The sequence below is a fragment of the Mesorhizobium sp. CA6 genome (genome assembly GCF_020165035.1).
In the GTDB taxonomy this organism is placed as follows: Bacteria; Pseudomonadota; Alphaproteobacteria; order Rhizobiales; family Rhizobiaceae; genus Mesorhizobium.
In genome coordinates, this window is sequence record NZ_JAIUHI010000006.1 from 285,554 (window position 1) to 306,575 (window position 21,022).

Annotated in this window: 23 protein-coding genes; 9 read left to right on the forward strand and 14 right to left on the reverse strand. The window is 64.2% G+C overall.

The window, feature by feature from the left end:
• Window positions 1–28: 28 nt before the first annotated feature.
• Together LB526_RS11895 and LB526_RS11900 are read left to right on the forward strand one after the other, a co-directional pair.
• Window positions 29–775, forward strand: coding sequence for an SDR family oxidoreductase (locus tag LB526_RS11895; RefSeq protein ID WP_224524684.1), 747 nt, complete (start codon window positions 29–31; stop codon window positions 773–775).
• A 130-nt stretch (window positions 776–905) separates the two neighbouring features.
• A complete protein-coding gene (locus tag LB526_RS11900) occupies window positions 906–1,271 on the forward strand; it encodes a hypothetical protein (protein ID WP_224627752.1) in 366 nt (121 codons plus the stop codon).
• A gap of 58 nt (window positions 1,272–1,329) precedes the next feature.
• Here the strand turns inward: LB526_RS11900 and LB526_RS11905 are convergent, their stop codons facing one another.
• Window positions 1,330–2,061, reverse strand: coding sequence for a GntR family transcriptional regulator (locus LB526_RS11905; RefSeq protein ID WP_224524681.1), 732 nt, complete (start codon window positions 2,059–2,061; stop codon window positions 1,330–1,332).
• A gap of 185 nt (window positions 2,062–2,246) precedes the next feature.
• Here LB526_RS11905 and LB526_RS11910 point away from each other — a divergent pair, with 185 nt between their 5' ends.
• Together LB526_RS11910 and LB526_RS11915 are read left to right on the forward strand one after the other, a co-directional pair.
• Window positions 2,247–3,260 (forward strand): SIS domain-containing protein, encoded by a 1,014-nt coding sequence (locus LB526_RS11910; protein WP_224543925.1) that lies wholly within the window; start codon window positions 2,247–2,249, stop codon window positions 3,258–3,260.
• Between the two features lie 40 nt (window positions 3,261–3,300).
• Window positions 3,301–4,113 carry a PfkB family carbohydrate kinase gene (locus tag LB526_RS11915; protein ID WP_224543924.1) on the forward strand — a complete coding sequence of 271 codons (813 nt, stop codon included), beginning with the start codon at window positions 3,301–3,303 and terminating at the stop codon, window positions 4,111–4,113.
• A gap of 3 nt (window positions 4,114–4,116) precedes the next feature.
• On the opposite strand, the gene LB526_RS11920 is transcribed toward LB526_RS11915, so the two are convergent.
• The 8 genes from LB526_RS11920 to LB526_RS29595 form a co-directional block, all read right to left on the reverse strand.
• Window positions 4,117–5,088 carry an amino acid ABC transporter permease gene (locus LB526_RS11920; protein ID WP_224543923.1) on the reverse strand — a complete coding sequence of 324 codons (972 nt, stop codon included), beginning with the start codon at window positions 5,086–5,088 and terminating at the stop codon, window positions 4,117–4,119.
• Window positions 5,089–5,107: 19 nt separating this feature from the next.
• Complete coding sequence (locus LB526_RS11925) at window positions 5,108–6,388, reverse strand: NAD(P)/FAD-dependent oxidoreductase (protein WP_224543922.1); 1,281 nt, start codon at window positions 6,386–6,388, stop codon at window positions 5,108–5,110.
• Between the two features lie 50 nt (window positions 6,389–6,438).
• Entirely contained in the window at window positions 6,439–7,266 is an 828-nt protein-coding gene (locus tag LB526_RS11930; protein ID WP_224543921.1) for a transporter substrate-binding domain-containing protein, read from the reverse strand.
• Between the two features lie 423 nt (window positions 7,267–7,689).
• On the reverse strand, window positions 7,690–8,418 hold the full coding sequence (locus LB526_RS11935) for a sulfotransferase (RefSeq protein WP_318013261.1): 729 nt from the start codon (window positions 8,416–8,418) through the stop codon (window positions 7,690–7,692).
• A 146-nt stretch (window positions 8,419–8,564) separates the two neighbouring features.
• Complete coding sequence (locus LB526_RS11940) at window positions 8,565–9,380, reverse strand: oxidoreductase (RefSeq protein ID WP_224543919.1); 816 nt, start codon at window positions 9,378–9,380, stop codon at window positions 8,565–8,567.
• 57 nt (window positions 9,381–9,437) lie between these two features.
• Window positions 9,438–10,736 (reverse strand): beta-ketoacyl-ACP synthase II, encoded by a 1,299-nt coding sequence (gene fabF, locus LB526_RS11945; RefSeq protein WP_224543917.1) that lies wholly within the window; start codon window positions 10,734–10,736, stop codon window positions 9,438–9,440.
• A 38-nt stretch (window positions 10,737–10,774) separates the two neighbouring features.
• Complete coding sequence (locus tag LB526_RS11950) at window positions 10,775–11,353, reverse strand: TetR/AcrR family transcriptional regulator (RefSeq protein ID WP_224543914.1); 579 nt, start codon at window positions 11,351–11,353, stop codon at window positions 10,775–10,777.
• 124 nt (window positions 11,354–11,477) lie between these two features.
• Complete coding sequence (locus LB526_RS29595) at window positions 11,478–11,606, reverse strand: hypothetical protein (protein WP_263483225.1); 129 nt, start codon at window positions 11,604–11,606, stop codon at window positions 11,478–11,480.
• A gap of 80 nt (window positions 11,607–11,686) precedes the next feature.
• Between LB526_RS29595 and LB526_RS11955 the strand changes: the two genes are divergently transcribed.
• A complete protein-coding gene (locus tag LB526_RS11955) occupies window positions 11,687–12,217 on the forward strand; it encodes a cupin (protein ID WP_224627755.1) in 531 nt (176 codons plus the stop codon).
• Between the two features lies 1 nt (window position 12,218).
• Window positions 12,219–12,830: a dihydrofolate reductase family protein gene (locus tag LB526_RS11960; RefSeq protein ID WP_224627758.1), complete on the forward strand. Its 612-nt coding sequence runs from the start codon at window positions 12,219–12,221 to the stop codon at window positions 12,828–12,830.
• Between the two features lie 21 nt (window positions 12,831–12,851).
• Here LB526_RS11960 and LB526_RS11965 read toward each other — a convergent pair whose 3' ends face one another.
• Complete coding sequence (locus LB526_RS11965) at window positions 12,852–13,211, reverse strand: hypothetical protein (RefSeq protein ID WP_224627760.1); 360 nt, start codon at window positions 13,209–13,211, stop codon at window positions 12,852–12,854.
• Between the two features lie 213 nt (window positions 13,212–13,424).
• Here LB526_RS11965 and LB526_RS11970 point away from each other — a divergent pair, with 213 nt between their 5' ends.
• The gene (locus LB526_RS11970) at window positions 13,425–13,739 is read left to right on the forward strand and encodes an EthD family reductase (protein ID WP_224627762.1); all 315 of its coding nucleotides are present in this window, start codon (window positions 13,425–13,427) and stop codon (window positions 13,737–13,739) included.
• A gap of 54 nt (window positions 13,740–13,793) precedes the next feature.
• Here the strand turns inward: LB526_RS11970 and LB526_RS11975 are convergent, their stop codons facing one another.
• From LB526_RS11975 to LB526_RS11990, 4 genes are all read right to left on the reverse strand, one after another.
• Window positions 13,794–13,973, reverse strand: a complete 180-nt coding sequence (locus tag LB526_RS11975; protein ID WP_140847661.1) for a hypothetical protein — start codon at window positions 13,971–13,973, stop codon at window positions 13,794–13,796.
• 7 nt (window positions 13,974–13,980) lie between these two features.
• Window positions 13,981–14,280 (reverse strand): DUF2934 domain-containing protein, encoded by a 300-nt coding sequence (locus tag LB526_RS11980; RefSeq protein ID WP_224627764.1) that lies wholly within the window; start codon window positions 14,278–14,280, stop codon window positions 13,981–13,983.
• Between the two features lie 84 nt (window positions 14,281–14,364).
• Window positions 14,365–14,922, reverse strand: coding sequence for a DNA-3-methyladenine glycosylase (locus LB526_RS11985; protein WP_224627766.1), 558 nt, complete (start codon window positions 14,920–14,922; stop codon window positions 14,365–14,367).
• Window positions 14,923–14,963: 41 nt separating this feature from the next.
• The gene (locus LB526_RS11990) at window positions 14,964–16,112 is read right to left on the reverse strand and encodes an amidohydrolase (protein WP_224627768.1); all 1,149 of its coding nucleotides are present in this window, start codon (window positions 16,110–16,112) and stop codon (window positions 14,964–14,966) included.
• 355 nt (window positions 16,113–16,467) lie between these two features.
• Between LB526_RS11990 and LB526_RS11995 the strand changes: the two genes are divergently transcribed.
• Together LB526_RS11995 and LB526_RS12000 are read left to right on the forward strand one after the other, a co-directional pair.
• Window positions 16,468–18,450, forward strand: a complete 1,983-nt coding sequence (locus LB526_RS11995; protein ID WP_224627770.1) for a putative bifunctional diguanylate cyclase/phosphodiesterase — start codon at window positions 16,468–16,470, stop codon at window positions 18,448–18,450.
• Between the two features lie 108 nt (window positions 18,451–18,558).
• Window positions 18,559–20,694, forward strand: coding sequence for an ABC transporter ATP-binding protein/permease (locus tag LB526_RS12000; RefSeq protein WP_224627772.1), 2,136 nt, complete (start codon window positions 18,559–18,561; stop codon window positions 20,692–20,694).
• The last annotated feature ends 328 nt before the right edge of the window (window positions 20,695–21,022 follow it).

A 21,022-nucleotide genomic window follows, 5' to 3' on the forward strand; every position in this document is an offset into this window, starting at 1 on the left:
TTGAACCCATCGCGGACGGAGAAGACCCATGACCAATCTCCCCATGACATCGCTCAACGGAAAGAAGATCATTGTCGTCGGCGGCAGCTCCGGCATCGGCTTCGGCGTCGCGGCAGCGGCGCTTGAAAGCGGCGCGGAGGTGGTGATCGCCGGCCGTTCGGCCGAAAAGCTGAAGGCCGCCGAAAAGCGGCTCGGCGGGGCAGGGCGCGTGACAGGCATCGCCGCCGACATGGCCAATGAGGCCGAGGTGTCCGGCTTGTTCGAGCAAGCCGGCGCTTTCGATCATTTGGTGGCGACGGCCGGCACGCCGCCGCCCAATTATCCGATCGGCGAGACCGACATGGATTTCGTGCGCCAATTTGTCGACGGCAAGCTGATCGGCGCAGTGATGCTGGCCAAGCACGCTGTGCGCACGCTGAACAAGGCTGGCTCGATGATCTTCACCTCCGGCATCAACAAGGACCGTCCGCCGGTCCCCGGCGGCTCTGTCGTCGCGGCCGTCGCCGGCTCCTTCACCTATTTCGCCCGGGCGCTGGCGCTGGAACTTGCGCCAACCCGCGTCAACATCGTCTCGCCCGGTTGGGTGGATACCGAAATGTGGGACGAGATCGTCGGCGCCGCCAAATCAGGCTATTTCGAGCAGATGGGTGCCCGACTGCCGGTCGGAAAGATCGCCAGTCCCGCCGATATCGCGCCGGCCTATCTCTACCTGATGCAGAACGAGTTCATGACCGGCGAGACCGTCCACATCGACGGCGGGCAAAGGCTGGTGTGAGCGGCAGAGCCGGACCTTGGTTTGAAGGTTCCGGCTTCACCTATTGCCGTCTGCAAGGCTGGGCGCCGCCTTCCAGACCTTCGCCGAGCAATGGCGTTTTCGGCGGAACGCTAATATAGATGATGCTCGAATGAGCAGCGCCTCCGCACCGTCGAGGAACGCCATGCGAAGGGTCATCGTCACAGCCATGTGGATTGTCGCCGCGACATGCGCCGATGCTCATGACTGGTACGAAAACAAGGTCGACCCGGTAACCAACTTCAAATGCTGCGGCGGCACGGATTGCCGCCCCATCCCCGAGTCTGCCGTGCAATCCGGGGCCGACGGCGGCTATGTCTATCTTCCCGATGGCTTCAACATCCCGCCAGACCGCGTGCAGGAATCGCCGGACGGCCGATACCATATCTGCGAGAACCATTACGTCATAACCAACCAGCCCTATCTGCGCTGTTTCTTCGCGCCGCGGCTCAAGGTCTCTCGGCTGCTCCCGCGCTAGTCACGGCCTTCGATATCTGCATGGCACCTGACACTGGTCATCGCCACCCTTTGAGCTTTCACTTTCGTGCGAAGCTGAAGGTGAAATGGCTGCCGCGGTGATAGACGGCGGCATGGACGACCGGGGTTCCGCTCCCATCGAAACAGGTTTCCGTAATGAGCAGGGCTGGCCCGAAGTCGCGCAAGTCGTTGCGCTGCACGATTTCGTCGGGCAGCGTTACGGCTGCAACGGAGGCGGCCGACATACGCGGCTGATGGCGGTGCTTTTCCAGCAGGGCGAGCAGCGAGCCGCTCCATTCGATGTCGAAAAGGCGCCCCGGCAAAAGGCTGCGCGGTACGTAGTCGAGTGAATAGATGAGGGGCAGATCGTTGTGCAGCCGCAGCCGTTCAAGCCGGATGACGCGCTCTCCGTCCGCTAACCGCAATTGCTGCTGGATCAATGGATCGGGCGTTTCCTCGGCGATGGAAAGAACCTTGTTGACGGTGTTGTAGCCATAGTGGCGCGACATGTCGGTCACGCTTTCGAACACCGTGATTGGACGGTCGACCTGGACGGCGGAGTTCGCGGTCACGAAGCGGCCGAGACCATGAGTGACGGAGATGATGCCGTCCTGTTCGAGAAGCTTCAGCGCTTCGCGCAGGGCAGGGCGCGAGATGCGGAAGCGCTGCGTCAGCTGGGATTCCGTTGGCAGCCGGTCGCCGGGCTTGAGCCCTTCGGTCCTGATGAGGTCGGCCATGCGGTCGCGCAGCTGAACCGCCAATGTGCGCGCATCCCGAAGCGGCTCGTCCACGTCCCTCTTCCCCATTGTGCCAACTCTCCCTTTGTTGTCGGACAATCGCGCCCGGGTCAAGCGGAGGCATGCCGTGGCGACCGCACGTCGTGTAGGCAACGCAGGCGAGCCTATCCGCAAAATTTCTCTTGAAATGTGCTCCCGCAGATGTCAGTTGTCTTACAACTTAACTGATCGAGGGAACGATGCTCAATTTCGATGAAGCCCGGTTTGTGCGCATCCAATCGGGGGCGGTGGCCTTGCGCGAGCGCATTGAAGCCGTTGTGGCGCAGTGCCTCGCCGCCGAGGCGCAAAACATCTTCTTTCTCGGCACCGGCGGTGCAGCGATCCTGATGCATCCGGCGGCGCAACTGCTGCAGCGCCGATCTGGCTTTCCGGCCTTCGTCGACATCACCGCCGAACTGCAGCTGGTCCAATCCGTGCACCTGACCGACAAATCGATCGTCGTGTTGCCCTCGCTCTCCGGCACCACGAAGGAGAGCGTGGCATTGCTGTCCCGGATCAAGGACGTCGGGGCGACGGTGATCACACTGGTCGGACATGGGGAGACGCCGCTCGGCAAGGGCGGGGACCATGTCTTCGTCAACTTCGCCGAGGACGACACGTCCTGCGAGTCCTTCTATCTCCAGTCGCTCTTCATCGCGCTTGCAGTGCTGAAGCATCGCGGCGAGCTCGCCGAATCCGAACGGATTTTCGCCGAACTGGAGCAGTTGCCGCGACTATTGTTGGAGGTGAAGCGGAGCTATGAACAGGAAGCCGCCGGCTTCGCGCAAAAACTGGCCGCCTCCGACTATCACATCATAACCGGCGCCGGGAATGTCTGGCCGCAGGCCTGGTATTACGGCATGTGCATCCTGGAGGAGATGCAGTGGATCCGGACCCGCCCCGTGCATGCCTCCGACTTTTTCCACGGCACGCTGGAGCTGGTAGACAAGGACGTCAGCGTCGTGCTCTTCAAGGGCGAGGACAGCGCCCGGCCGCTGGCCGATCGCGTCGAGAAATTCGCGCCTGCCTATACGGACAAGTTGACGGTGCTCGACACGGCCGATTTTGAACTGCCCGGCATTTCGCCGGATGTGCGCGCGCTGGTTTCGCCGATCGTGCTCGCGACAGCGCTCGAACGGGTCAGCGCGCATCTCGAGGTGATCCGTAACCACCCGCTGACGACGCGCCGCTACTATAAGCGCGTTGCCTATTGAGCCTAGCCCTCGGCGTCAGCTTGATCGTGCAGCGCAGGATATGAGCAGCCTTCGATTTGCCGCCGTCGGCGACAACTGCATCGATCGCCTCGGAGCGCCGATCGGCCGCTCGCTGGTCGGCGGCAACGCACTCAACGTTGCCGTCCAGCTCGCGCGGCTTGGCCATAACAGCTTCTATTTCGGCGCGGTCGGCCGCGACGCCGAGGGCGAACGCACCCGCGCTGAGCTCGAAGCCAATCGGGTGGCGGTCAAGCACCTGCGCGTAGACCAGCGCAACACCGCCTGGACCGACATCAAAGTCTTGCCGTCCGGCGAGCGTTTGATTGCCGCCGAGGATTTCGGCGCCTGCGCCGGCTATGCGCCGGACGAGGCCGAACTGGCGATCCTGGGGACGATGGATCACGTCCATATCGGCTGGCTGGACGATGGCGGCGCCTTGCGCAGGCGCCTGTCGCGGGCCGGCGTCAGCGTCTCGCAGGACATCTCGGTCAACGCCGATCCCGCCGATCTCGGTGTGGAGCGTTTGAGCATAGTTTTCTGCTCGACCGGCCAAAATCGCGACGCGGCCGAAGCGATGGCCGCGGATCTCCTGTCGCGCGGCGCAGGCTGCGCCGTCGTCATGCGCGGTGCCGAGGGGTCGATGGCGCTGACGGCCCGCGAGCGCGCCGAGACCGGCATCCGCCCGGTCGAGGTCGTCGACACGACCGGCGCCGGCGACAGTTTCATCGCCGGTTTCCTGCATGCCTGGCTGGCGAGGAAGCCGCTGGTGCAATGCCTCGAAAACGGCCGCGATCATGCCGCTCTGGCCTGCTGCCATCTCGGCGGCTTTCCCCAGGAGGGGATGCCCCATTGAAGCTCAGCGTTTGAGCGAGCGCCCGAACCGTTCCTCGATGCGGGACTGCAGGAATTCAAGCCCGATGGACAACAGCCAATAGATCATCGAGGCGGTGATCAGCATCTCGATATGCCGGAACTCGGTCTGGCCCTGCGTGCGCGCCAGATACATGATCTCCCAGACCCCGACCACCGAGACCAGGGAGGAATCCTTCAGCATCGCGATGAACTGATTGCCCGTCGGCGGCACGATGACGCGCATCGCCTGCGGCAGGATCACCAGGAACATCGTCTGGTTGGGGCTGAGGCCAAGTGCGGTGGCGCCTTCCGTCTGGCCGCGCGGGATGCTTTCGATGCCGGCACGGAAAATCTCGGTCATATAGGCGCCGTAGCAAAGCGACAGCGCCATGATCCCGGCAGGCACGGCCCCGATCACATAACCGACCTGCGGCAGGCCGAGATAGATGATGTAGATCTGCATCAGCAGCGGCAGCCCGCGGAACAGCGAAGTGTAGAACGTTGCCAGGCCATAGACGATGCCGTTCTTGGAGAGCTTGGCTATGGCGCCGATGAAGGCGATGACTGTCGCGATGGCGATCGAAATGGCGGAGATGTAGAGCGTGGTCACCACGCCCTGCGAGATGAGGAAACCGATCTTCCGGGCGATGAAAGAAAAGGACAGATCAAAGGAATAGAAGAACAGCATCAGCAGCACGAACAGCTCGATCCATACCGCCACGATCTGCTGCTTGCGCCCGAGTTGCTGCAGCGCCTTCCAGTTGGCGGCCACGATCAGCGCGATCAGCACCGCTGAGACGGCTCGCGCCACCACGGGATTGGCCGCAAGCCATTCGATCGAGCTCGGGATCAGCTTGCCGATCCAGTCTGCCTTGATGCCGAGACCGTAGAGGCCCGCGGCGAAAGCGGCGAGCGCCAGGCACAGGCCGATGCGGCGCGCGGCGTCCGGATAGTTGAGCAGCAGTCTGCCGATCACCTGTCGATCTCCCTTCTGGTTAGCGGGCTCGTTCGCGCCACCAATCTTGCGCCTGCAGCTTCCAATAGGCGAGTTGCGCCGCGGCAAGCCCTACCGGCCCGCCCGCCCAGGCCAGTCCGAACGGCGCGAACAGAAGGTGGCGGTCCGATTGGCCGAGTACCGCCTCGGCGACCACCTTGCCGGCTATGGCCGTCGTGTTGATGCCGTGCCCGCCAAACGCGGTGAGATACCAGGCGCCTGGCTGCAGTTGCCCGATCTGGGGCATCAGGTGGCGGGCGTAGGCCATCAGCCCCGACCAGGCGAGTTCGGTCTTGAGCGCAGCGAGCTGGGGGTAGGTTCCAACCATCTCCCGGCGCAATTCCCTGGCCAGCGCCGCCGGCGAAGCGGCCCGCGTGGTGATGCGCCCGCCCCAGAGCAGCCGCTTTCCATCCTCCACCACACGGTAGTAGTCGCCGGCCCGGCGGTTGTCGCCGACGGCATCCGTCGTCGCGATGGCGCCGGCGATGAGATCGGGGGCTTCCTCGCTCAGCATCACATAGGTCGCGATCGGCAACATGGCCCGCTTCAGCCGGCCGACCAGCGGTCCTGTATAGCCGCCGGTGGCAAACACCGCTTGCCGCGCGCGTACTTCGCCGCTTGCGGTGCGTAGCGTCTTGTGCGGGCCATCGAGTTTAGCCTCGATCGCGCTGGAGCCCTCGTAAATCCTGCCGCCCAGCCGCTCGATCTCCGCCCCGATGGCGCGCAGATAGTTCAGCGGATGCATGTGGAAGGCGTTGCCATCGCGCAGGCCTTGGTAGTAGCGCTCGGAACGCAGCACAGCGCGCACCTGGTCGCGCTCGAGATATTCGAGCGGATACTCAAAATCCCGCGCCAGTTTCTCTGCATGAGCCTTCAGTTCGGCGCCGCCGTCGTGGCGCAGCACGCCCATGATTCCGGGGCGAGGCTTCGCTGCCGTGATGTCGAGATCCTTGATCGTCTGCCGCACGAAATCGACGCCTTCGATCGACAGCCGATGCAGCTCTCGTGCCGCCGCCGCGCCGGCCATCGCGGCGATCTTGTCGCTGCCGGTCGCGAAGCCGGGGCTGACGAAGCCGCCGTTGCGGCCCGAGGCGCCGAAGCCGATGCTCTCGGCTTCGAGCAGCACGACCTGTTGCCCGGCGCGCGCCAGCTGCAGCGCCGTCGTCAGACCGGCCAGTCCGCCGCCGACAATGACCGTGTCGCATTCGGCCGGACCCGCGAGCGGTGGTCTGACCTTCTCGTCGGCAAGTGTGCGTCGATAGTAGGTGTCGGGATAGGTCATGATGGGTTCTGATGGAGCAGGCGGCCTTGAGGGGCCGCCCGCGATGAGCGTCAATCGGCGCTGTAGTTCTTGCCGTACCACTTGGTGGTCAGCGTGGCGAGCGTGCCGTCTTTCTTCATCTGGTCGATGATGCCGCCGATCTTGGTGGTCCACTCGGCATCGCCTTTGTCGGCGATCACCACCAGCGGCTCGCGGAAGGCGTAGTCGCCCTCGAGAATGCGCAGCGGGTAACCGTTCTTGATGGCGTTTTGAGCGGTCTGCTCGGGCGCGATGACCGCGTCGAGCCGCACGCCGTCCCCCAGTCTCAAATCGTCGAAGGGCAGCATGGAATCCGCGAAAGTCCGGATCTCGCCAGGCTGGAGCTTGTATTCGACAGGCGGAAGGCCGGGAGCGTCGATCTCCAATTGGCGGCGGATGAAATCTTCCGACGTGGTGGCGGTCTCGACGCCGATCACCTTGCCGTTCAGATCGTCCACGGATTTCGCCTTGCTGTCCTTGTGGACCACATAGACATAAGGGCTGTAGTAATAGATGCCGGCGAAATCGATCACCCTCGCCCGGGCCTTGGTCGGCGTCACCGAGCCGACGCCGAGATCATAGCGGCCCTGCCAGTGGCCGCCGGTCATGGTCGCCCAATCGGGCGTCTCGAAGCTGACCTCGACGCCGAGCCGTTTGGCGATCTCTTTCGAGACGTCGATATCGAAACCGACCAACTGGTTGCTCTCGTCGAGAAAGCTCTGCGGTGGCCAACCGCTGTTGGTCGCGACCACCATGGCCTTCTTGGTTGTGACGCGATCCAGGGTTTCTCCCGCCCGCGCTGCCGACGCAAATGCGAGCGCGCCGGCAGCCAGCGCGAAACAAGCGATAAATCTCCTCACGAAACCTCCCTCTCGTATGTAAGATGTCTGACAACGCAACTTGTCCGTAAGGGGGAGGGTGAGTCAAGCGTCTTTATCGGCGCATCGTCGAGTTTGGCCTGCGATAAGCGTTCCCGGGGTTGGCCGGATCGGCATTGGTCGAATTTCCTGGACTTTTATGCGATCGGCCGCGGCAGCCGGCCATTGTGCGAATTCGCGGATCAGTCGGGCCGCCACCAGTTCTCGAGGCTCGCTGCTGATTACCGGCCCGTTGGGCGCGCCCAAATCCATGCTGAAGACGTTGCTCATTTCATGGCAGGCGCGGGCGCTCGCCAATACGTCGGCGCAGGCTGCTGCTTCTCGGACAGTTGCTTCCGATCTGTCGCAGCACAAAAGGTCGCTTCTCGACTACGCTTAGGTCTGGTGATCGACACCCGCCGGACGCTAGGCTTGCGCGTATCCGAAATAGCCCATGATTTCCCGCGCTTCGCCGGCATCGAAACGGCAAGCCACTTCCATAGGCAGGCTGGATCGCCAGCTGCCCCGATAGTCGGTGATCGGCTGGTTCACCTGGGCGTGCCGGCGAGCGGAATGCGGCGTGCGCACCGCCTTTTCGCGCCCCCATATGACGGGCTGCTGGTGATAGTTCAGAATGCCTGGATCGAAGGCCACGCCGATGAAGCGGCATAGCCGTTCGATGGAAAGCGCAGGCGATTCGACGAAGTCCTCATAACGCCACAGGATGCTTTCGCCCTTTTCGATACGCTCCATCGAGGCCTTGCTGTCGGCGATCCATCTTTGGAAAGCCTTGTCGAAATCGCCCTCGTAACGCTGCCCGAGCGAGGCCACGATGTCCCTGCCGTCGCGCGTGACGACGATGAAGCGCGCGCCCGGGATCGTCTCGATGATCTGCCTCGTATAGTGGATATGGTTCGGGGTCTTTTCGACCCAGACGCTGCGGCGTGAAATGGCTGCCTGCAGCAAAACCGCGCTTAGCTTGGTCCATCGCGCCCCATCGCTTGAGACAAACGCGCTTGTCTCGCGGCGGATAGAGAAAATTTCCGGATGCGCAGCCAGTATCCGGGCGAGCAAAGTTGACCCCGTATGCCCGCATCCGCAAATGAATATTGAAACCTTGGGCTTCGGAAGAAGCCGCACCACGCCTCTATTCACGATTTCGTTTCCCCCGGAGATTCTAAACAACCTTTTTCTTCCGGGGATTGCAATAGGGAATGCTTATATGCGGTCAGTGACGAACAGCTAATTGCTGCCGGCGTTTTGACCTGGAGGCAGGGCGGCTGGAGTGAAAGGCTCCGTTGTCAGGCCGGCAGCCCGAGCTGCTTTCGCAGGCTCTTGTCGAATGCCGATGCGGGGACGAAACGGCGCAGGAAACTGACTTGGCGCGCTGTCTTTCCCGCCGCATAGCGCCGCTTCGGAGCGGGATCGATCGCAGCCGCCACAACGGTGTTGGCCACCACTTCGGGTGTATCGCCTTTTTCCATCGCCTTACGCACGGCTGTGGTCATGCCGGCGCGCGCGGCATCATAGACATCGAGCACCTGGTCCGGCCTGGCCAGATTGTCTTCGAACAAAGTCCGGGTATAGGCCGGCTCGACCAATGCGACGCGAATTCCAAACGGCCGCACTTCGTGATCAAGCGATTCGGAATAGCCTTCAACGGCATGTTTGGTCGACGAATAAAGCGCGAAATAGGGGGCGGGGATGAACCCCTGCACTGAGCTCAAGTTGACGATCCTGCCCTTTCCTTGACGTCGCATGACCGGCAGCACCGCGTTGATCATCCGGATGACACCGAAGACGTTCACGTCGAACAGAGCCTGGGCCTGTGCAGTCGAGGATTCCTCCGCGCCGCCGAGCAGGCCGATGCCGGCATTGTTGACCAGCACGTCGATGCGCCCGGCATCGGCCAGCACCTCATCGACCAGCTTCGCAACGGACGCGTCATCGGTCACGTCGCAGGTCAGCATGGTAATACCGTCGGTTTTCTTGGAGACCGCGCGACGGCTGGTTCCGAACACGCGAAAGCCGGCGCTCTGCAGGGCCTTGGCCGTTGCGTGCCCGATTCCGCTGGATGCCCCTGTGACAATGGCGACGCCAGGATTGGTCCTGTTCATGGAGATCACTTTCTTTGGGTTGGACTGGAAAAGCAGGAAACGCTGGAGCAAAGAGCGTCAATCACGAGCGGCTCGACCGTTTACGCCGTGCCCGTCCCAGCGCCGGAACAGCACGCTGGCATTGACGCCGCCGAAGCCGAAGCCGTTGGCGATCGCGTAGTCCATCTCCATCGGCCGGGCCCGGTTTGCGACGAAGTCTATTCCGTCGCCGGCCGGATCGGGGACGCTCAAATTGAGGGTCGGCGGCGCCACCTGGTCCCTCAGCGCCAGGATGGTGAAGATCGCGCCAATTCCGCCGGCGGCTCCGAGCAGGTGTCCGGTCGCCGACTTCGTTCCGCTGACGGCTATGGAGAAATCCGTGCCGAAGACGGTTTTGATCGCTTCGATTTCTCCCAGATCGCCCACCGGCGTGGAGGTCGCGTGCGCGTTGAGATGGCGGACCTCGCGCGGTGAAATGCCGGCCTGGGCAATCGCGATCTCCATCGCGCGGCGCGCGCCATCCCCATCCTCAGGACCGGACGTGACGTGATGGGCATCCGCCGTCGTGCCGTAGCCGACGACCTCGGCGAGCGGTTTCGCGCCGCGCGCCAGCGCATGGCCCAATTCCTCGATGACTAGGATGCCGGCGCCTTCGCCCATGACGAAACCATCCCGCGTCATGTCGAACGGACGCGAGGCCTGATCGGGACGGTGATTGAAGGAGGTTGAAAGCGAGCGCGCCGCGGCGAAGCCGCCCAGGCTGACGACGTTCATGCACGCTTCCGTGCCGCCGCACACGGCGATGTCGGCTTCATCGGCGCGGATGATGCGCGCCGCATCGCCGATCGCCTGGATGCCGGCGGCGCATGCCGTTACCGGCGCGCCGATGTGGCCCTTGAAGCCGTAACGGATCGTGATGTGGCCGGCGGCGAGGTTCACCAGGAAAGACGGCACTGTGAACGGCGAAAGACGCCGAACGCCGCGCTGGTCGACGGTCCGCACCGCCTCGGTTATGGCGGGGAACCCTCCGATACCTGAAGCAATGATCGTCGCGGTGCGAAGCCGATCCTTTTCCGACTCCGGCTTCCATCCCGCCTGGGCAAGCGCCTCTTCCGCCGCCGCCAGCGCGAATAGGATGAAGCGATCGATCTTGCGCTGATCCTTTGGCGCCAGGAAGGCATTCGCATCGAGACCGGCTTCGGGATCCTCCTCCAGGGAAAGAACCGTTCCGCCGATCTTTGTCGGCAGGGTTTCCACCATGTCCTCAGGAAGCCTTCGAATGCCCGAGCGGCCGGCCAGGAGACGTGACCACGACGCCTCGATATTTGCGGCAAGGGGCGTGACCGCGCCCATCCCCGTGACAACAATCCGTCGCATCTATTCTCCTATCGATCTGAGTGGCCAGCCCGCGCCGGTCAGACGCTGACGGTGTCGCGAACCTGTTCGGCCGCTGCATCCAGAAAGGCTTGGGCGAGATCGGGATCATTGACGACGCGCGAGAGAACCACCGCACCGACCATCGTCGAGAGGACGGCCATGGCTTTTTCACCGGTTTCCTCGTTCTCAGTCCTGGCAATCATCCTGCCGAGCACTTCAAGATATGCTTTGATGCCGACTTCGAATGACGCTTTTACCTCGGTCCCCTGTCTGGCCACATCCGACCCGAGCGCCGCAACCGGGCAGCCGTCCATCCTTTCCTCGCGATGGCCCATGCTGAGATAGAACTCGATCACCGCCCCAAGCGGATCGCTGGGATTCGCTGCGGTCGCCGCCGTCCATCTGTCGGCAGCGCTCTCCATCGCGCGCCTGGAAGCTTGCGCCGCAAGGTCCTCCTTTGATGCGAACTGCTTATAGAAAGCGCCTTGGGTCAGCCCGGCGCCCTTCATCAAATCCTTAAGGCCGATACCGTCAAAGCCGTGCTCTCGAAAAAGCCGGCTTGCGACATCGATCACGGTTTGCCGGTTCTGCTCAGCCTGAATGCGGCTCACGCGCATCGTCGACCTCCATATTTTAGATTACGTACGACATCTATAATTCAGTTAGAAGCCGAACGCAATCTATCAATCGGTGGCGCCCCACGCGGCGGTTTGCTACGGACTGAATGTGCCTGCGGCAGGCCTAGATCAGTTTCGATGCCGAAGCGCTGCGACGATCACCGCCATTCGTCTCGGCGTTGCCGGCGGCGACGGCGGCAAAGGCAAATGCCGATGCAAAAAGGCCGATTGCCGAAAGACGAAATGCAGCCATTGTGACCTCCTCAGACTGGCCGGAGCAAAACCCGCGGGAAACCGTTAGGTCCCATTAAGACCATGCAGGAAACCGCAAGGATGGCACAATCTGTCGACAAACAGGAACCGCTCGCCTTCCGCTTCGCAGATGACAGGCTGGTGCCCAACCATCCGCGCTGGCCGATGCTCTTCTATCCCGGCGCCGTGCAGCTGCCGGACGAAGGCGATCCGGCTGCCGTTTTCGAGGATATTTTCGGCGCCAATGGCTGGGGCGACAGCTGGCGCAACGGCATCTACGACTTCGTCCACTATCACTCGCGCATTCACGAGGTGCTGGGCATCGCGCGCGGTGCCGCCGAGGTCCGCTTCGGCGGCGACAAGGGCAAAGTGCTGGAGGTCAAGGCGGGCGACGTTGCGGTGCTGCCGGCCGGCACCGGCCATCAGCGCCTGTCCGGCTCGGCCGATCTTCTCGTCGTCGGCGCCTATCCGCCCTTCGGCACCTATGATTTGTGCCGCGACCCCAAGCAGCACGCCGAGGCGCTGCGCACGATCCCGAAGGTCGGCCGGCCCGACAAGGATCCGCTCTTCGGCGGCGACGGCCCGTTACTAAAAGCCTGGAGCGAAGGATGAAATGGCAAGCATCGTCGCCATCGAGCATGTGACGCTGGACGGTGTCTTCCAGGCGCCGGGGCGCGCCGACGAAGACACACGCAATGGTTTTGCGCACGGCGGTTGGGGTAATCCAGGCAGCGACCCGAAGATGCAGGAGGCCATCGGACGCGCCATGGCCGGCGGTTGGTCGTTGCTCGTCGGTCGCACGACTTATGAGGATCTTCACGAAGCCTGGGCTGTTCGTCAGCCGGCCAGTCCGATGACCAGGGCGCTGACCGGCGCACGGAAGTTCGTCACTTCGCATGACGCCGGCTATCAGCCGCGCTGGGAGAATTCGGCGCTGCTTGCCGGCGATGCCGGGGAGACGGTGCGCGCGCTGAAGCAAGGTCACGACGAGGCGCTGATTGTGTTCGGCAGCGGCAAGCTGCTGCGCGCGCTGATGCGGCACGGGCTTGTCGATGAGATGGTGCTGATGGTCCACCCTCTGGTGCTGGGCGCTGGCTCGCGTCTTTTCGAGCCAGGGCAGGCGCCCTCGATGCTGAAGCTGTCCGGCCAGATCGCGACCGCGACGGGTGTGGCGATCCTCACTTATGCATTCGATGGCAAGGCCGCGGCGGAGCTGCCAGAATAAGCGGAACCCGCGGTCCTTCCTCTATGGATAATGCGTTTTCTTCGGCGCGTAGCTTGCCGGATCGAAATCGAGCTCCTTCGGCAGCGGCTGGCTCGAGCATTGCAGGTGCATCTGGCGGGCAAGAAGCCGTCGCTGCTGGTGCTCATGCTCCTTGACCGCCGCTACCATCCCCATGCTGTAAGGGCCAAGCAGCACGCCGAACCCCCAGCCGGGATGCTCCTTCTCGCGCTGGGCGTAGTCCGATGCCGCGGCGCGGGCCTGCTGGCATTCCGGCGAGGACCATTTCGGATCCTGCTGCGACAGCGAAGCGCCATTATCCGCGGCAGAGGACACGCATCCAGCCACTGCTGCGCAGAGCGCCACGACCACCGCAATTCTCATCGTTTGAGTCCCTGCTAATTCAAGGCGGAGAGAACACAGAACGCTCTTTCGCACAAGCGAGATAGCTGCCGAGATAGCTGCGAAAAGCAACGGGCAGGGCGGGATAGCCGCCATCGTCGTCCTTCGGCGCTCTCGAGATTTTTTCAACGTCCCGTTCCGTTTCCGCCCACCATTTCGTCCTTGCTTCCGTCCCAACGAAAAAGGAGAACCGCAATGGCTGGAATGGTCGTCATCTACAAGCAGCCCGCTGACGCGGAGGCGTTCGACAAGCATTATTTCGAGACGCACATACCGCTGGCCAAGAAGATCCCGGGTCTGAGGAAATACCAGGTCAGCCAGGGGCCGATCACGGCGGTGGCCGGACCATCCGATGTCTACCTGATCGGGACAATTTATTTTGACGATCTCGAAGCGATGAAGAGGGCTTTCGCAAGCCCGGAGGGAAAGGCGGCCGGGGCGGACCGCCGGCTTTACGCACCCGACGAATCGGGGGTCCAGATGTTCCTCTTCGACAGCAGGGAAGTTTGAGCCCGCGGCCGAGACAGGACGATCGGCCGCCGAGAATCGCGGCCGCATCGCTGCTCACGTCGACTTTTTCCGCTCGATGTCGATGCGTTTTTGCTCCGCCGCGGCGATCGCGGTTTCCATCACGGCATCCAGATCGGCCATCGCTTCCAGATGGCCGTGATCGACGATCGACTTGCGCAGCATGCGCATGGCCAGCAACGCGTCGTCCAATGCCTGTTCGACGTTTTTGACCATGGCCGGGTCAGCCTTTGCGCCGGCTGCGCTTCTTCGGCGCCGGATCGTCGGCGGCCGGCTTGTCCGGACGATTTGCCAGGGCCTTGCGCGCCAGCGCCTCGGCCGCCGACCGGTCCGGATTGCCGGCCGGTATCGTGACCGCGCCGGGCATCGCAGCACCCGGCTGTTCGCCCAAGCCGTTGTCCTCGCGCTCGATTTCCTCGCAGGCCTGATGCCAGTGCTCCTCATCCTGGCCATTCGCTTCGCCGCTGCGTTGCCAGATCTCGTAGGCGCGGCGCTTGATGCGTTCGTATTTGTCGGTCGCCATTGTCCGATCCTCCGTCATCTGTCTTCAAACGCGCGCTGGCCGCGAATGATCCGTGACAGGGACAGGGAACGGATAGGTCGCGGCTCAGAACCTGCGGCTGAGATAGGCCGATCCGCCGAGGCCAAAGCGCCACTCGGCTTCCACGCCCTTGGTGAGGCCGATCCGGCGACCGGCGAGGATCGCGGCCGGGTCGGCCTCGGAACGGGCGAACTCGAACGGCGGCGCGGTAAGCGAGAGCCCATTCTGCGAGGCGTCGACGCCGAGCGCCCGGCAGAGCTTGCCGGGACCGGAGCAGAGCAGCCGGTCGTCATCCGTTCCGCGCCGCTCGCGCATCGCGGCGATGCCGGATTGCGGCTGGATGGCGCGGATCAGCACGGCGCTGCCCGGCAGGCACACCGCGTTCAGGCACCAATGCAGCCCGTAGGAACGATACACATAGGCCGTGCCAGGCACGCCATACATCGGCGCGTTGCGCGGCGTGCGGCCGCGAAAGCTGTGCGATGCGGGGTCGTCGGGCCGGTAAGCCTCGGTCTCGACGATGATCCCGCCGACGCCGGCGAGCCCAAGCCTGGCGCCGATCAGGGCGCGCGCGACGATAACCGCGTCGCGGGCAAAGAAATCTGGCCCGACACTAGGCGGCATGGCGATCGGCGTCGTTCGGACAGCTCATCATCGGCGTCCGCTCAGCCCAAAAGATTGCGCGCCGCGCGCATGAAGATCCGCGAGCCGATCGGGATAAGATCATCCGGGAAATCATAGTCGGGGTTGTGCAGGGAAGGATGCCTTTCGCCGGCGCCGAGGAAGAACATCGCCGACCTCGCATTGTGGCCGAAAATACCGAAATCCTCCGAGGCGCGCATCGGCAGCGCCGCTTCGCTGCGCGCGATGCCTTCCTCGTCGAGCGCGCGGTTGAGATGCTCGACCGCGTCCGGCGCATTGACGCTGGCGAGGAAGATTTCGTGATAGTCGAAACGCACCGAAAGGCCGTGCTTCGCGGCGATCTTCCTGGCAAGCGCCTCCGCGGCGGCGACCTGCTCGGCCATGCGCTCGTCGCGGCGGGTGCGCAGCGTCGCCCACACTTCGGCATAGCCGGGCGCGATGCCGAACACGGCTTCGCCCATCGCGCAATGGGTGACGGTCACCATGCCGAAATCCTCGTCAGTGAAGGTCCCGCGCCCGAGCGCGGGCAGCGCCGGCATCAGCTCGCTCACCGCCGGCATCGGCGAGGTGCCGGTTTCCGGCATCGAGGAATGCGCCGTCTTGCCCTCGAGCACGATGCGCATGCCGCGCGAGGCGCAGTTGACGGTGCCGGCCTTCAGCCGCACCTCGCCGAACGGCACGCCCGGCAGGTTGTGCAGCGAAAACGCGAAGTCCGGCGCGATCTCGGAAAAGCGCGGGTCGGCGACGACCCCGGCCGCGCCATTGCCGGTTTCCTCGGCCGGCTGGAACATCAAGACGACGCGGCCGCGCGCCGGTCTTTCGCGTCCGAACTGGCGGCCGAGCGCCGCCAGGATCGCGGTGTGCCCGTCATGGCCGCACATATGCGACTTGCCCGGCACCTCGGAGGCATGGGCGACGCCCGAAAGCTCCGCGATCGGAAGCGCGTCGAGCTCCGAGCGGAACAGCACCGTCGGGCCGGCCTGCCCGCTGTCATAGACCGCCGCGACGCCGTGGCCGCCGAGCCCGGTCAGCACCTTGTCCGGCCCGGTATCGGCGAGGAAATTCACCACCTCCTTCGCGGTCCTTTCCTCCTCATTCGAGATTTCCGGCTGCCGGTGCAGCTTGCGCCGCCATTCGGTAAGCTCGACGATGTCTCGATTGGTCAGGGTCATGGGTTGGGGCTCCGATTGGTTTTTCAGGTCACACAAACACGATAGGTTTTTTCTCGCGCCGTGCCATGCCGATCAATTCGGATAGGCCATCGGCCTACGCGAAATCAATGCCGCTATCTCCCCGCCTTCACCTGCGGCAGGTCGCGGCTGATCGGACGAAGGCGACGCTCGTCCTGTCCACCCGCAACGCTCCGCAAAAGTCCAGAACCGTCGCCCGATGGTCCCGTCTTGATAGGGAGCCGTCGCGCGGCTTTCTTTTAGCTTCCGGCATCGGCCAGACTCAATCAAGAAATGCCACGTAAACCGCTGAAATCCTTAACACGATTTTCATTCCGCTCGCCTACCCATTAGAGACATGAAAAGGCATGACGAGCGGCTGGTGTCGGGTCCCTCTTCCGAGGGAAGGAGCGAAGCCGTGGAAGCCGGCATCCTGCGCGACCAGCTTGCGGATCTGAGCAAGGGCGTCTTCATCTCGATGCCGATCGGCACGGTGCTTTCGGCCTTGATCCTGGCGGTGCAGCTCTTGTCGGGGGGCGGCCTTGCCGCGGTGCTGTGGTTCGTGGCGATCGCCTTGATCAACGGCGCGCGCGTGGCGCTTGCCGTCACCCAATCGGAAGCCGCCGGCGACAACCCGAGGGCGGTGGGCGCGCGGCTTTCGCTTTATGGCCTGATGGCGCTTGCCTCGGGCGTCGCCTGGTCTTTTCTGGCGCTGCTGAGCGACGGATACACGACCAGCCAGGCGCCGCTCTATCTGATCGTGCTCGCCGGCACTTCGGCCGGTTCGGTCACCTACGGCACCTCCTACGCGCCGGCTTCGATCAATTTCATTATCCTGCCGCTCCTCACCGCCGCCGGCTGCGTGCTTGCCAAGGGCGGCGTTGAAAATTACGTGCTCGCCTTCACCGTGCTGCTTTTCCTTGGCGGCATGGTCAGGAGCGCGCTGCTCGGGCAATTCCGCTTCCGCGAGACAAGCCGGCTCAAATACGAGGCGCGCGAGTTCGCCGCCGAGATGGAGCGCAACTCCAGGCGCGACCCGCTGACGAATCTGCTCAACCGCTATGGGCTGGAGCAGGCGATTGCCAAGCTCGGGCTCTCCGACGGCCCGTTCGTGGCCATGCTGATCGACCTCGACGGCTTCAAATCCGTCAACGACACCTATGGCCACAACATCGGCGACGACCTTTTGGTCAGGGTGGCGCGCCGGATCGAGGACCACGCTCCGCAAGGTGCCACGATCGCGCGCATCGGCGGCGACGAGTTCGTGCTGCTTTTCTCCGCCGGCAGGTCGCAGCAAGCGGCCGGCGAGCTTGCATCCGCCATCATCACAGCCATCGCCAACCCGGATCCGGAGTTGAATTCGGTGCGCGTCGGCGCCTCGATCGGCATCTACCAATCGGAAAAGCCGCGACTGACCGAGATGCTGCTCAAGGCGGATTTCGCGCTCTATGCCGCCAAGCGCGGCGGTAGGAACGAATATTGTCTCTTCGACGCCGGGCTGGACGCCGCGCTGGAACGCAAGAATTGCATCGAGCGCGACCTGCGCGGCGCCATCGAAACCGGCACGCTCTGCTCCTGGTTCCAGCCTTTGGTGCGGCTCGATACCAACGCGGTGGTCGGTTTCGAGGCGCTGCTGCGCTGGCACCATGATGTCCATGGCGCCATCTCGCCACCCGAGATCGTCACTGCCGCGCGCGAAACCGGGCTGCTTTCGCTTCTGACCGAGACGGTGTTCTTCAATTGCTGCGCTATCATCGCAGAGCTCGTGAAGCATGGGCGCCGCGATGTTCGCGTCGCGATGAACCTCTCGCCGCGCGAGCTCGAGGCCGGCAATGTCGATGACATGATCCTCGACGGCCTGAAGGCCAAGGACGTGCCTGCCGCGATGCTCGAGATCGAGATCACCGAGGAGGCGCCGGTCGACCGCGACCGGGTCGACGAAAAGGTCGGGCGCCTGGCGGATGCGGGCATATCGATCGTGCTCGACGATTTCGGCACCGGCTTCTCGACCCTGGTTTCACTCAAGGACAGCCGCATCCGCAAGATCAAGATCGACAAGGATTTCGTGCGCGACCTGGCGAAATCCCTCGAGGACCAGGCCGTGGTCGAGGCGGTGATCGGCCTCGGCCGGACGCTGGGCATCGAGGTGATGGCCGAGGGGGTCGAGACCGACGCCGACCGTATGATCCTGCGCTCGCTGGGCTGCGTGATTGGGCAAGGCTATCTTTTCTCGGCCGCGCTCCCCCTGGGCGATGCGCTCGCCTTCGACGCGACCGGTAGTTCCGCCACCGAGGCCCTTTCCGAGCCGCGGCGCACGCCCAAGAGCGGCAGCGCTGCCTGATTGGCCACCGCCAAGGGCATTCATTGACTTGGCGGGCAACCGGCGTCGGAAGGACGGGGTAGCCGCGGCCAGCGTGAAACCTTTTGATTTTTGGGCCGTTGTGGCGCGATGTCCCCGGCCAAGCACAAACCGAAACCGGCCGACAGCGCCACGCAGCGCGGTGCAAGCAAGCCGCGTTCGGCGCCGCCGCGCCAGGACAAGCCGCGCCAGTCGGAACCGCGCGGCGCCCCGAAGCCGCGCGTGGAGAGGGCGCGGGAAGACACACGGCACGAAGACCGGCTGAAAGACGACAAGGCACAGCAACGCAAGCCGCAGGCCGGCGAGGCCGAAGAAAAGGCATCCGCCGACGCCGCGCCGGAAGCCATCGGCCATGCCGGGTCGCCGCCGCCCGAGGCGATCGAGCCGGATCCCGAGCTTTCCCCCGAAGAGGCCGTGCGGGCGCGCAAGAGATATCTGCTGCGGCGCTTCTGGATCAGCGGGCGCGGCTATTGGGGTTTGCGCGGCGACAGGCTTGCCTGGCCGCTGACGATCGGGCTGCTCACGCTGATCTGCGTCAATGTCGGCTTCCAATACGGCATCAACCGCTGGAACCGCGCGATCTTCGACGCCATCGAGCTGCGCGACGCGCACACCGTCTACTGGTTGAGCGCCGTCTTCCTGCCGCTGGTCGCCGGCAGCATCAGCCTGGTGGTCGCGCAAGTGTACCTGCGCATGACCATGCAGCGCCGCTGGCGCTCCTGGCTGACCACGGCCGTCGTCCAGCGCTGGCTGGCCAGCGGCCGCTACTACCAGCTCAATCTCGTCAAGGGCGACCATGCCAACCCCGAGGCCCGCCTGACCGAGGATCTGCGCATCGCCACCGAATCGCCGGTCGACTTCATCGCCGGCGTCCTCAACGCCTTCCTGTCGGCCTCGACCTTCATTGTCGTGCTGTGGACGATCGGCGGCGCGCTGAGCTTTTCGCTGGGCGGTTCCACCATCACCGTGCCCGGCTTCCTCGTCGTCACCGCGGTCATCTACGCGGCGATCACCTCGACCTCGATGTTCGCCATCGGCCGCCGCTTCGTCCAGCTTTCCGAGGACAAGAACCAGGCCGAGGCCGAGTTCCGCTACGTGCTGACGCGCGTGCGCGAGAATGGTGAAAGCATCGCGCTGCTGGGCGGCGAGGAGGAGGAGAACGCCGGCATCGACCGCACCTTCGCCGGCGTGCTCGGCCGCTGGGCGCGGCTCACCGGCCAGCACATGCGCACGGCACTGGTCTCGCAAGGCTCCAGCCTGTTCGCGCCGGTGGTGCCGGTGCTTCTGTGCGCGCCGAAATTCCTCGACGGCTCGATGACGCTGGGCCAGGTGATGCAGGCGGCCTCCGCCTTCGCCATCGTGCAGGGCGCCTTCGGCTGGCTGGTCGACAATTATCCGCGCTTGGCCGACTGGAACGCCTCGGCCCACCGCATCGCCTCGCTGATGATGTCGCTGGACGGGCTGGAGCGCGCCGAGGAGAACGACAAGCTCGGCCGCATCCAGCGCGGCGAGACCGCAGACGGCGCGATGCTAAGCCTCAACAATGTTTCCGTGACGCTCGACGACGGCACCGCCGTGGTCAAGGAAACCGAGGTGGAGATTGCGCCTGGCGAGCGCGTGCTGGTCTCGGGCGAATCCGGTTCGGGCAAGTCGACGCTGGTGCGCGCTATCGCAGGCCTCTGGCCCTGGGGCAGCGGCAGCGTCGATTTCCACCCGGGCAAGCGCCTCTTCATGCTGCCGCAGCGCCCCTATATCCCGTCCGGCACGCTGCGCCGCGCCACCGCCTATCCCGCCCCCGCCGAGAATTGGAAGACGAAAGAGATCAATGCGGCCCTCGACAAGGTCGGCCTCGGCTATCTGAAGAGCCGGCTGGAGGAAGAGGCGCCCTGGGACCAGACGCTGTCGGGCGGCGAGAAGCAGCGTCTCGCCTTTGCCCGCCTGCTGCTGCACGCGCCGGACATCGTGGTGCTCGACGAGGCGACCTCGGCGCTGGACGAGAAGAGCCAGGACAAGATGATGCGCACGGTGATCAAGGTGCTGCCCCAGGTCACCATCATCAGCGTCGCGCACCGCGCCGAACTGGAAGCCTTCCACACGCGAAAGATCACTCTGGAGAGGCGCGAGGGCGGGGCGCGGCTGGTGAGCGATGTCGAGCTCGCGCCGAAGAAGCGCGCGCGGGGCCTGCTGCAACGCGCGCTGTGGGGCAGCGGCGGCGATAAGGGGTAGCGGCACTCTGACGTCGTGCGTAATCGCCGGCGGCGCTTCCCCAATCGCCAAGCGCGCGGCCTTCGCAAGCCTGGGTTCCTCGCCCCACAAAGCGGGCTATGCTCTGCACACATCTTCTGTGACTGGCGCGACTGATCAGGCCTGAGGCTTGACTGCCAGGTGTTTCCCCCAATCCGTCGCTGCTTCGCAGCGCCACCTTTCCCCCCTCCGGAGGGAAAGGAAGGGAGCCTTGCTGGACGAGCATTGACGGCAAAGCTTGGCGCCTTTCCTCTCCCCCGTCGATCGGGGGAGAGGTGGCTCGGCGAAGCCGAGACGGAGTGGGGGTCGA

Coding starts and splice junctions, on each gene's coding strand:
- LB526_RS29595 (WP_263483225.1), bottom strand. CDS start 11,606: ATGGCTGCATTTCGTCTTTCGGCAATCGGCCTTTTTGCATCGGCATTT.
- fabF (WP_224543917.1), bottom strand. CDS start 10,736: ATGCGACGGATTGTTGTCACGGGGATGGGCGCGGTCACGCCCCTTGCC.
- LB526_RS11970 (WP_224627762.1), top strand. CDS start 13,425: ATGGCTGGAATGGTCGTCATCTACAAGCAGCCCGCTGACGCGGAGGCG.
- LB526_RS12000 (WP_224627772.1), top strand. CDS start 18,559: ATGTCCCCGGCCAAGCACAAACCGAAACCGGCCGACAGCGCCACGCAG.
- LB526_RS11910 (WP_224543925.1), top strand. CDS start 2,247: ATGCTCAATTTCGATGAAGCCCGGTTTGTGCGCATCCAATCGGGGGCG.
- LB526_RS11965 (WP_224627760.1), bottom strand. CDS start 13,211: ATGAGAATTGCGGTGGTCGTGGCGCTCTGCGCAGCAGTGGCTGGATGC.
- LB526_RS11900 (WP_224627752.1), top strand. CDS start 906: ATGAGCAGCGCCTCCGCACCGTCGAGGAACGCCATGCGAAGGGTCATC.
- LB526_RS11960 (WP_224627758.1), top strand. CDS start 12,219: ATGGCAAGCATCGTCGCCATCGAGCATGTGACGCTGGACGGTGTCTTC.
- LB526_RS11940 (WP_224543919.1), bottom strand. CDS start 9,380: ATGAACAGGACCAATCCTGGCGTCGCCATTGTCACAGGGGCATCCAGC.
- LB526_RS11915 (WP_224543924.1), top strand. CDS start 3,301: ATGAGCAGCCTTCGATTTGCCGCCGTCGGCGACAACTGCATCGATCGC.
- LB526_RS11980 (WP_224627764.1), bottom strand. CDS start 14,280: ATGGCGACCGACAAATACGAACGCATCAAGCGCCGCGCCTACGAGATC.
- LB526_RS11950 (WP_224543914.1), bottom strand. CDS start 11,353: ATGCGCGTGAGCCGCATTCAGGCTGAGCAGAACCGGCAAACCGTGATC.
- LB526_RS11995 (WP_224627770.1), top strand. CDS start 16,468: ATGAAAAGGCATGACGAGCGGCTGGTGTCGGGTCCCTCTTCCGAGGGA.
- LB526_RS11925 (WP_224543922.1), bottom strand. CDS start 6,388: ATGACCTATCCCGACACCTACTATCGACGCACACTTGCCGACGAGAAG.
- LB526_RS11990 (WP_224627768.1), bottom strand. CDS start 16,112: ATGACCCTGACCAATCGAGACATCGTCGAGCTTACCGAATGGCGGCGC.
- LB526_RS11955 (WP_224627755.1), top strand. CDS start 11,687: ATGGCACAATCTGTCGACAAACAGGAACCGCTCGCCTTCCGCTTCGCA.
- LB526_RS11985 (WP_224627766.1), bottom strand. CDS start 14,922: ATGCCGCCTAGTGTCGGGCCAGATTTCTTTGCCCGCGACGCGGTTATC.
- LB526_RS11895 (WP_224524684.1), top strand. CDS start 29: ATGACCAATCTCCCCATGACATCGCTCAACGGAAAGAAGATCATTGTC.
- LB526_RS11975 (WP_140847661.1), bottom strand. CDS start 13,973: ATGGTCAAAAACGTCGAACAGGCATTGGACGACGCGTTGCTGGCCATG.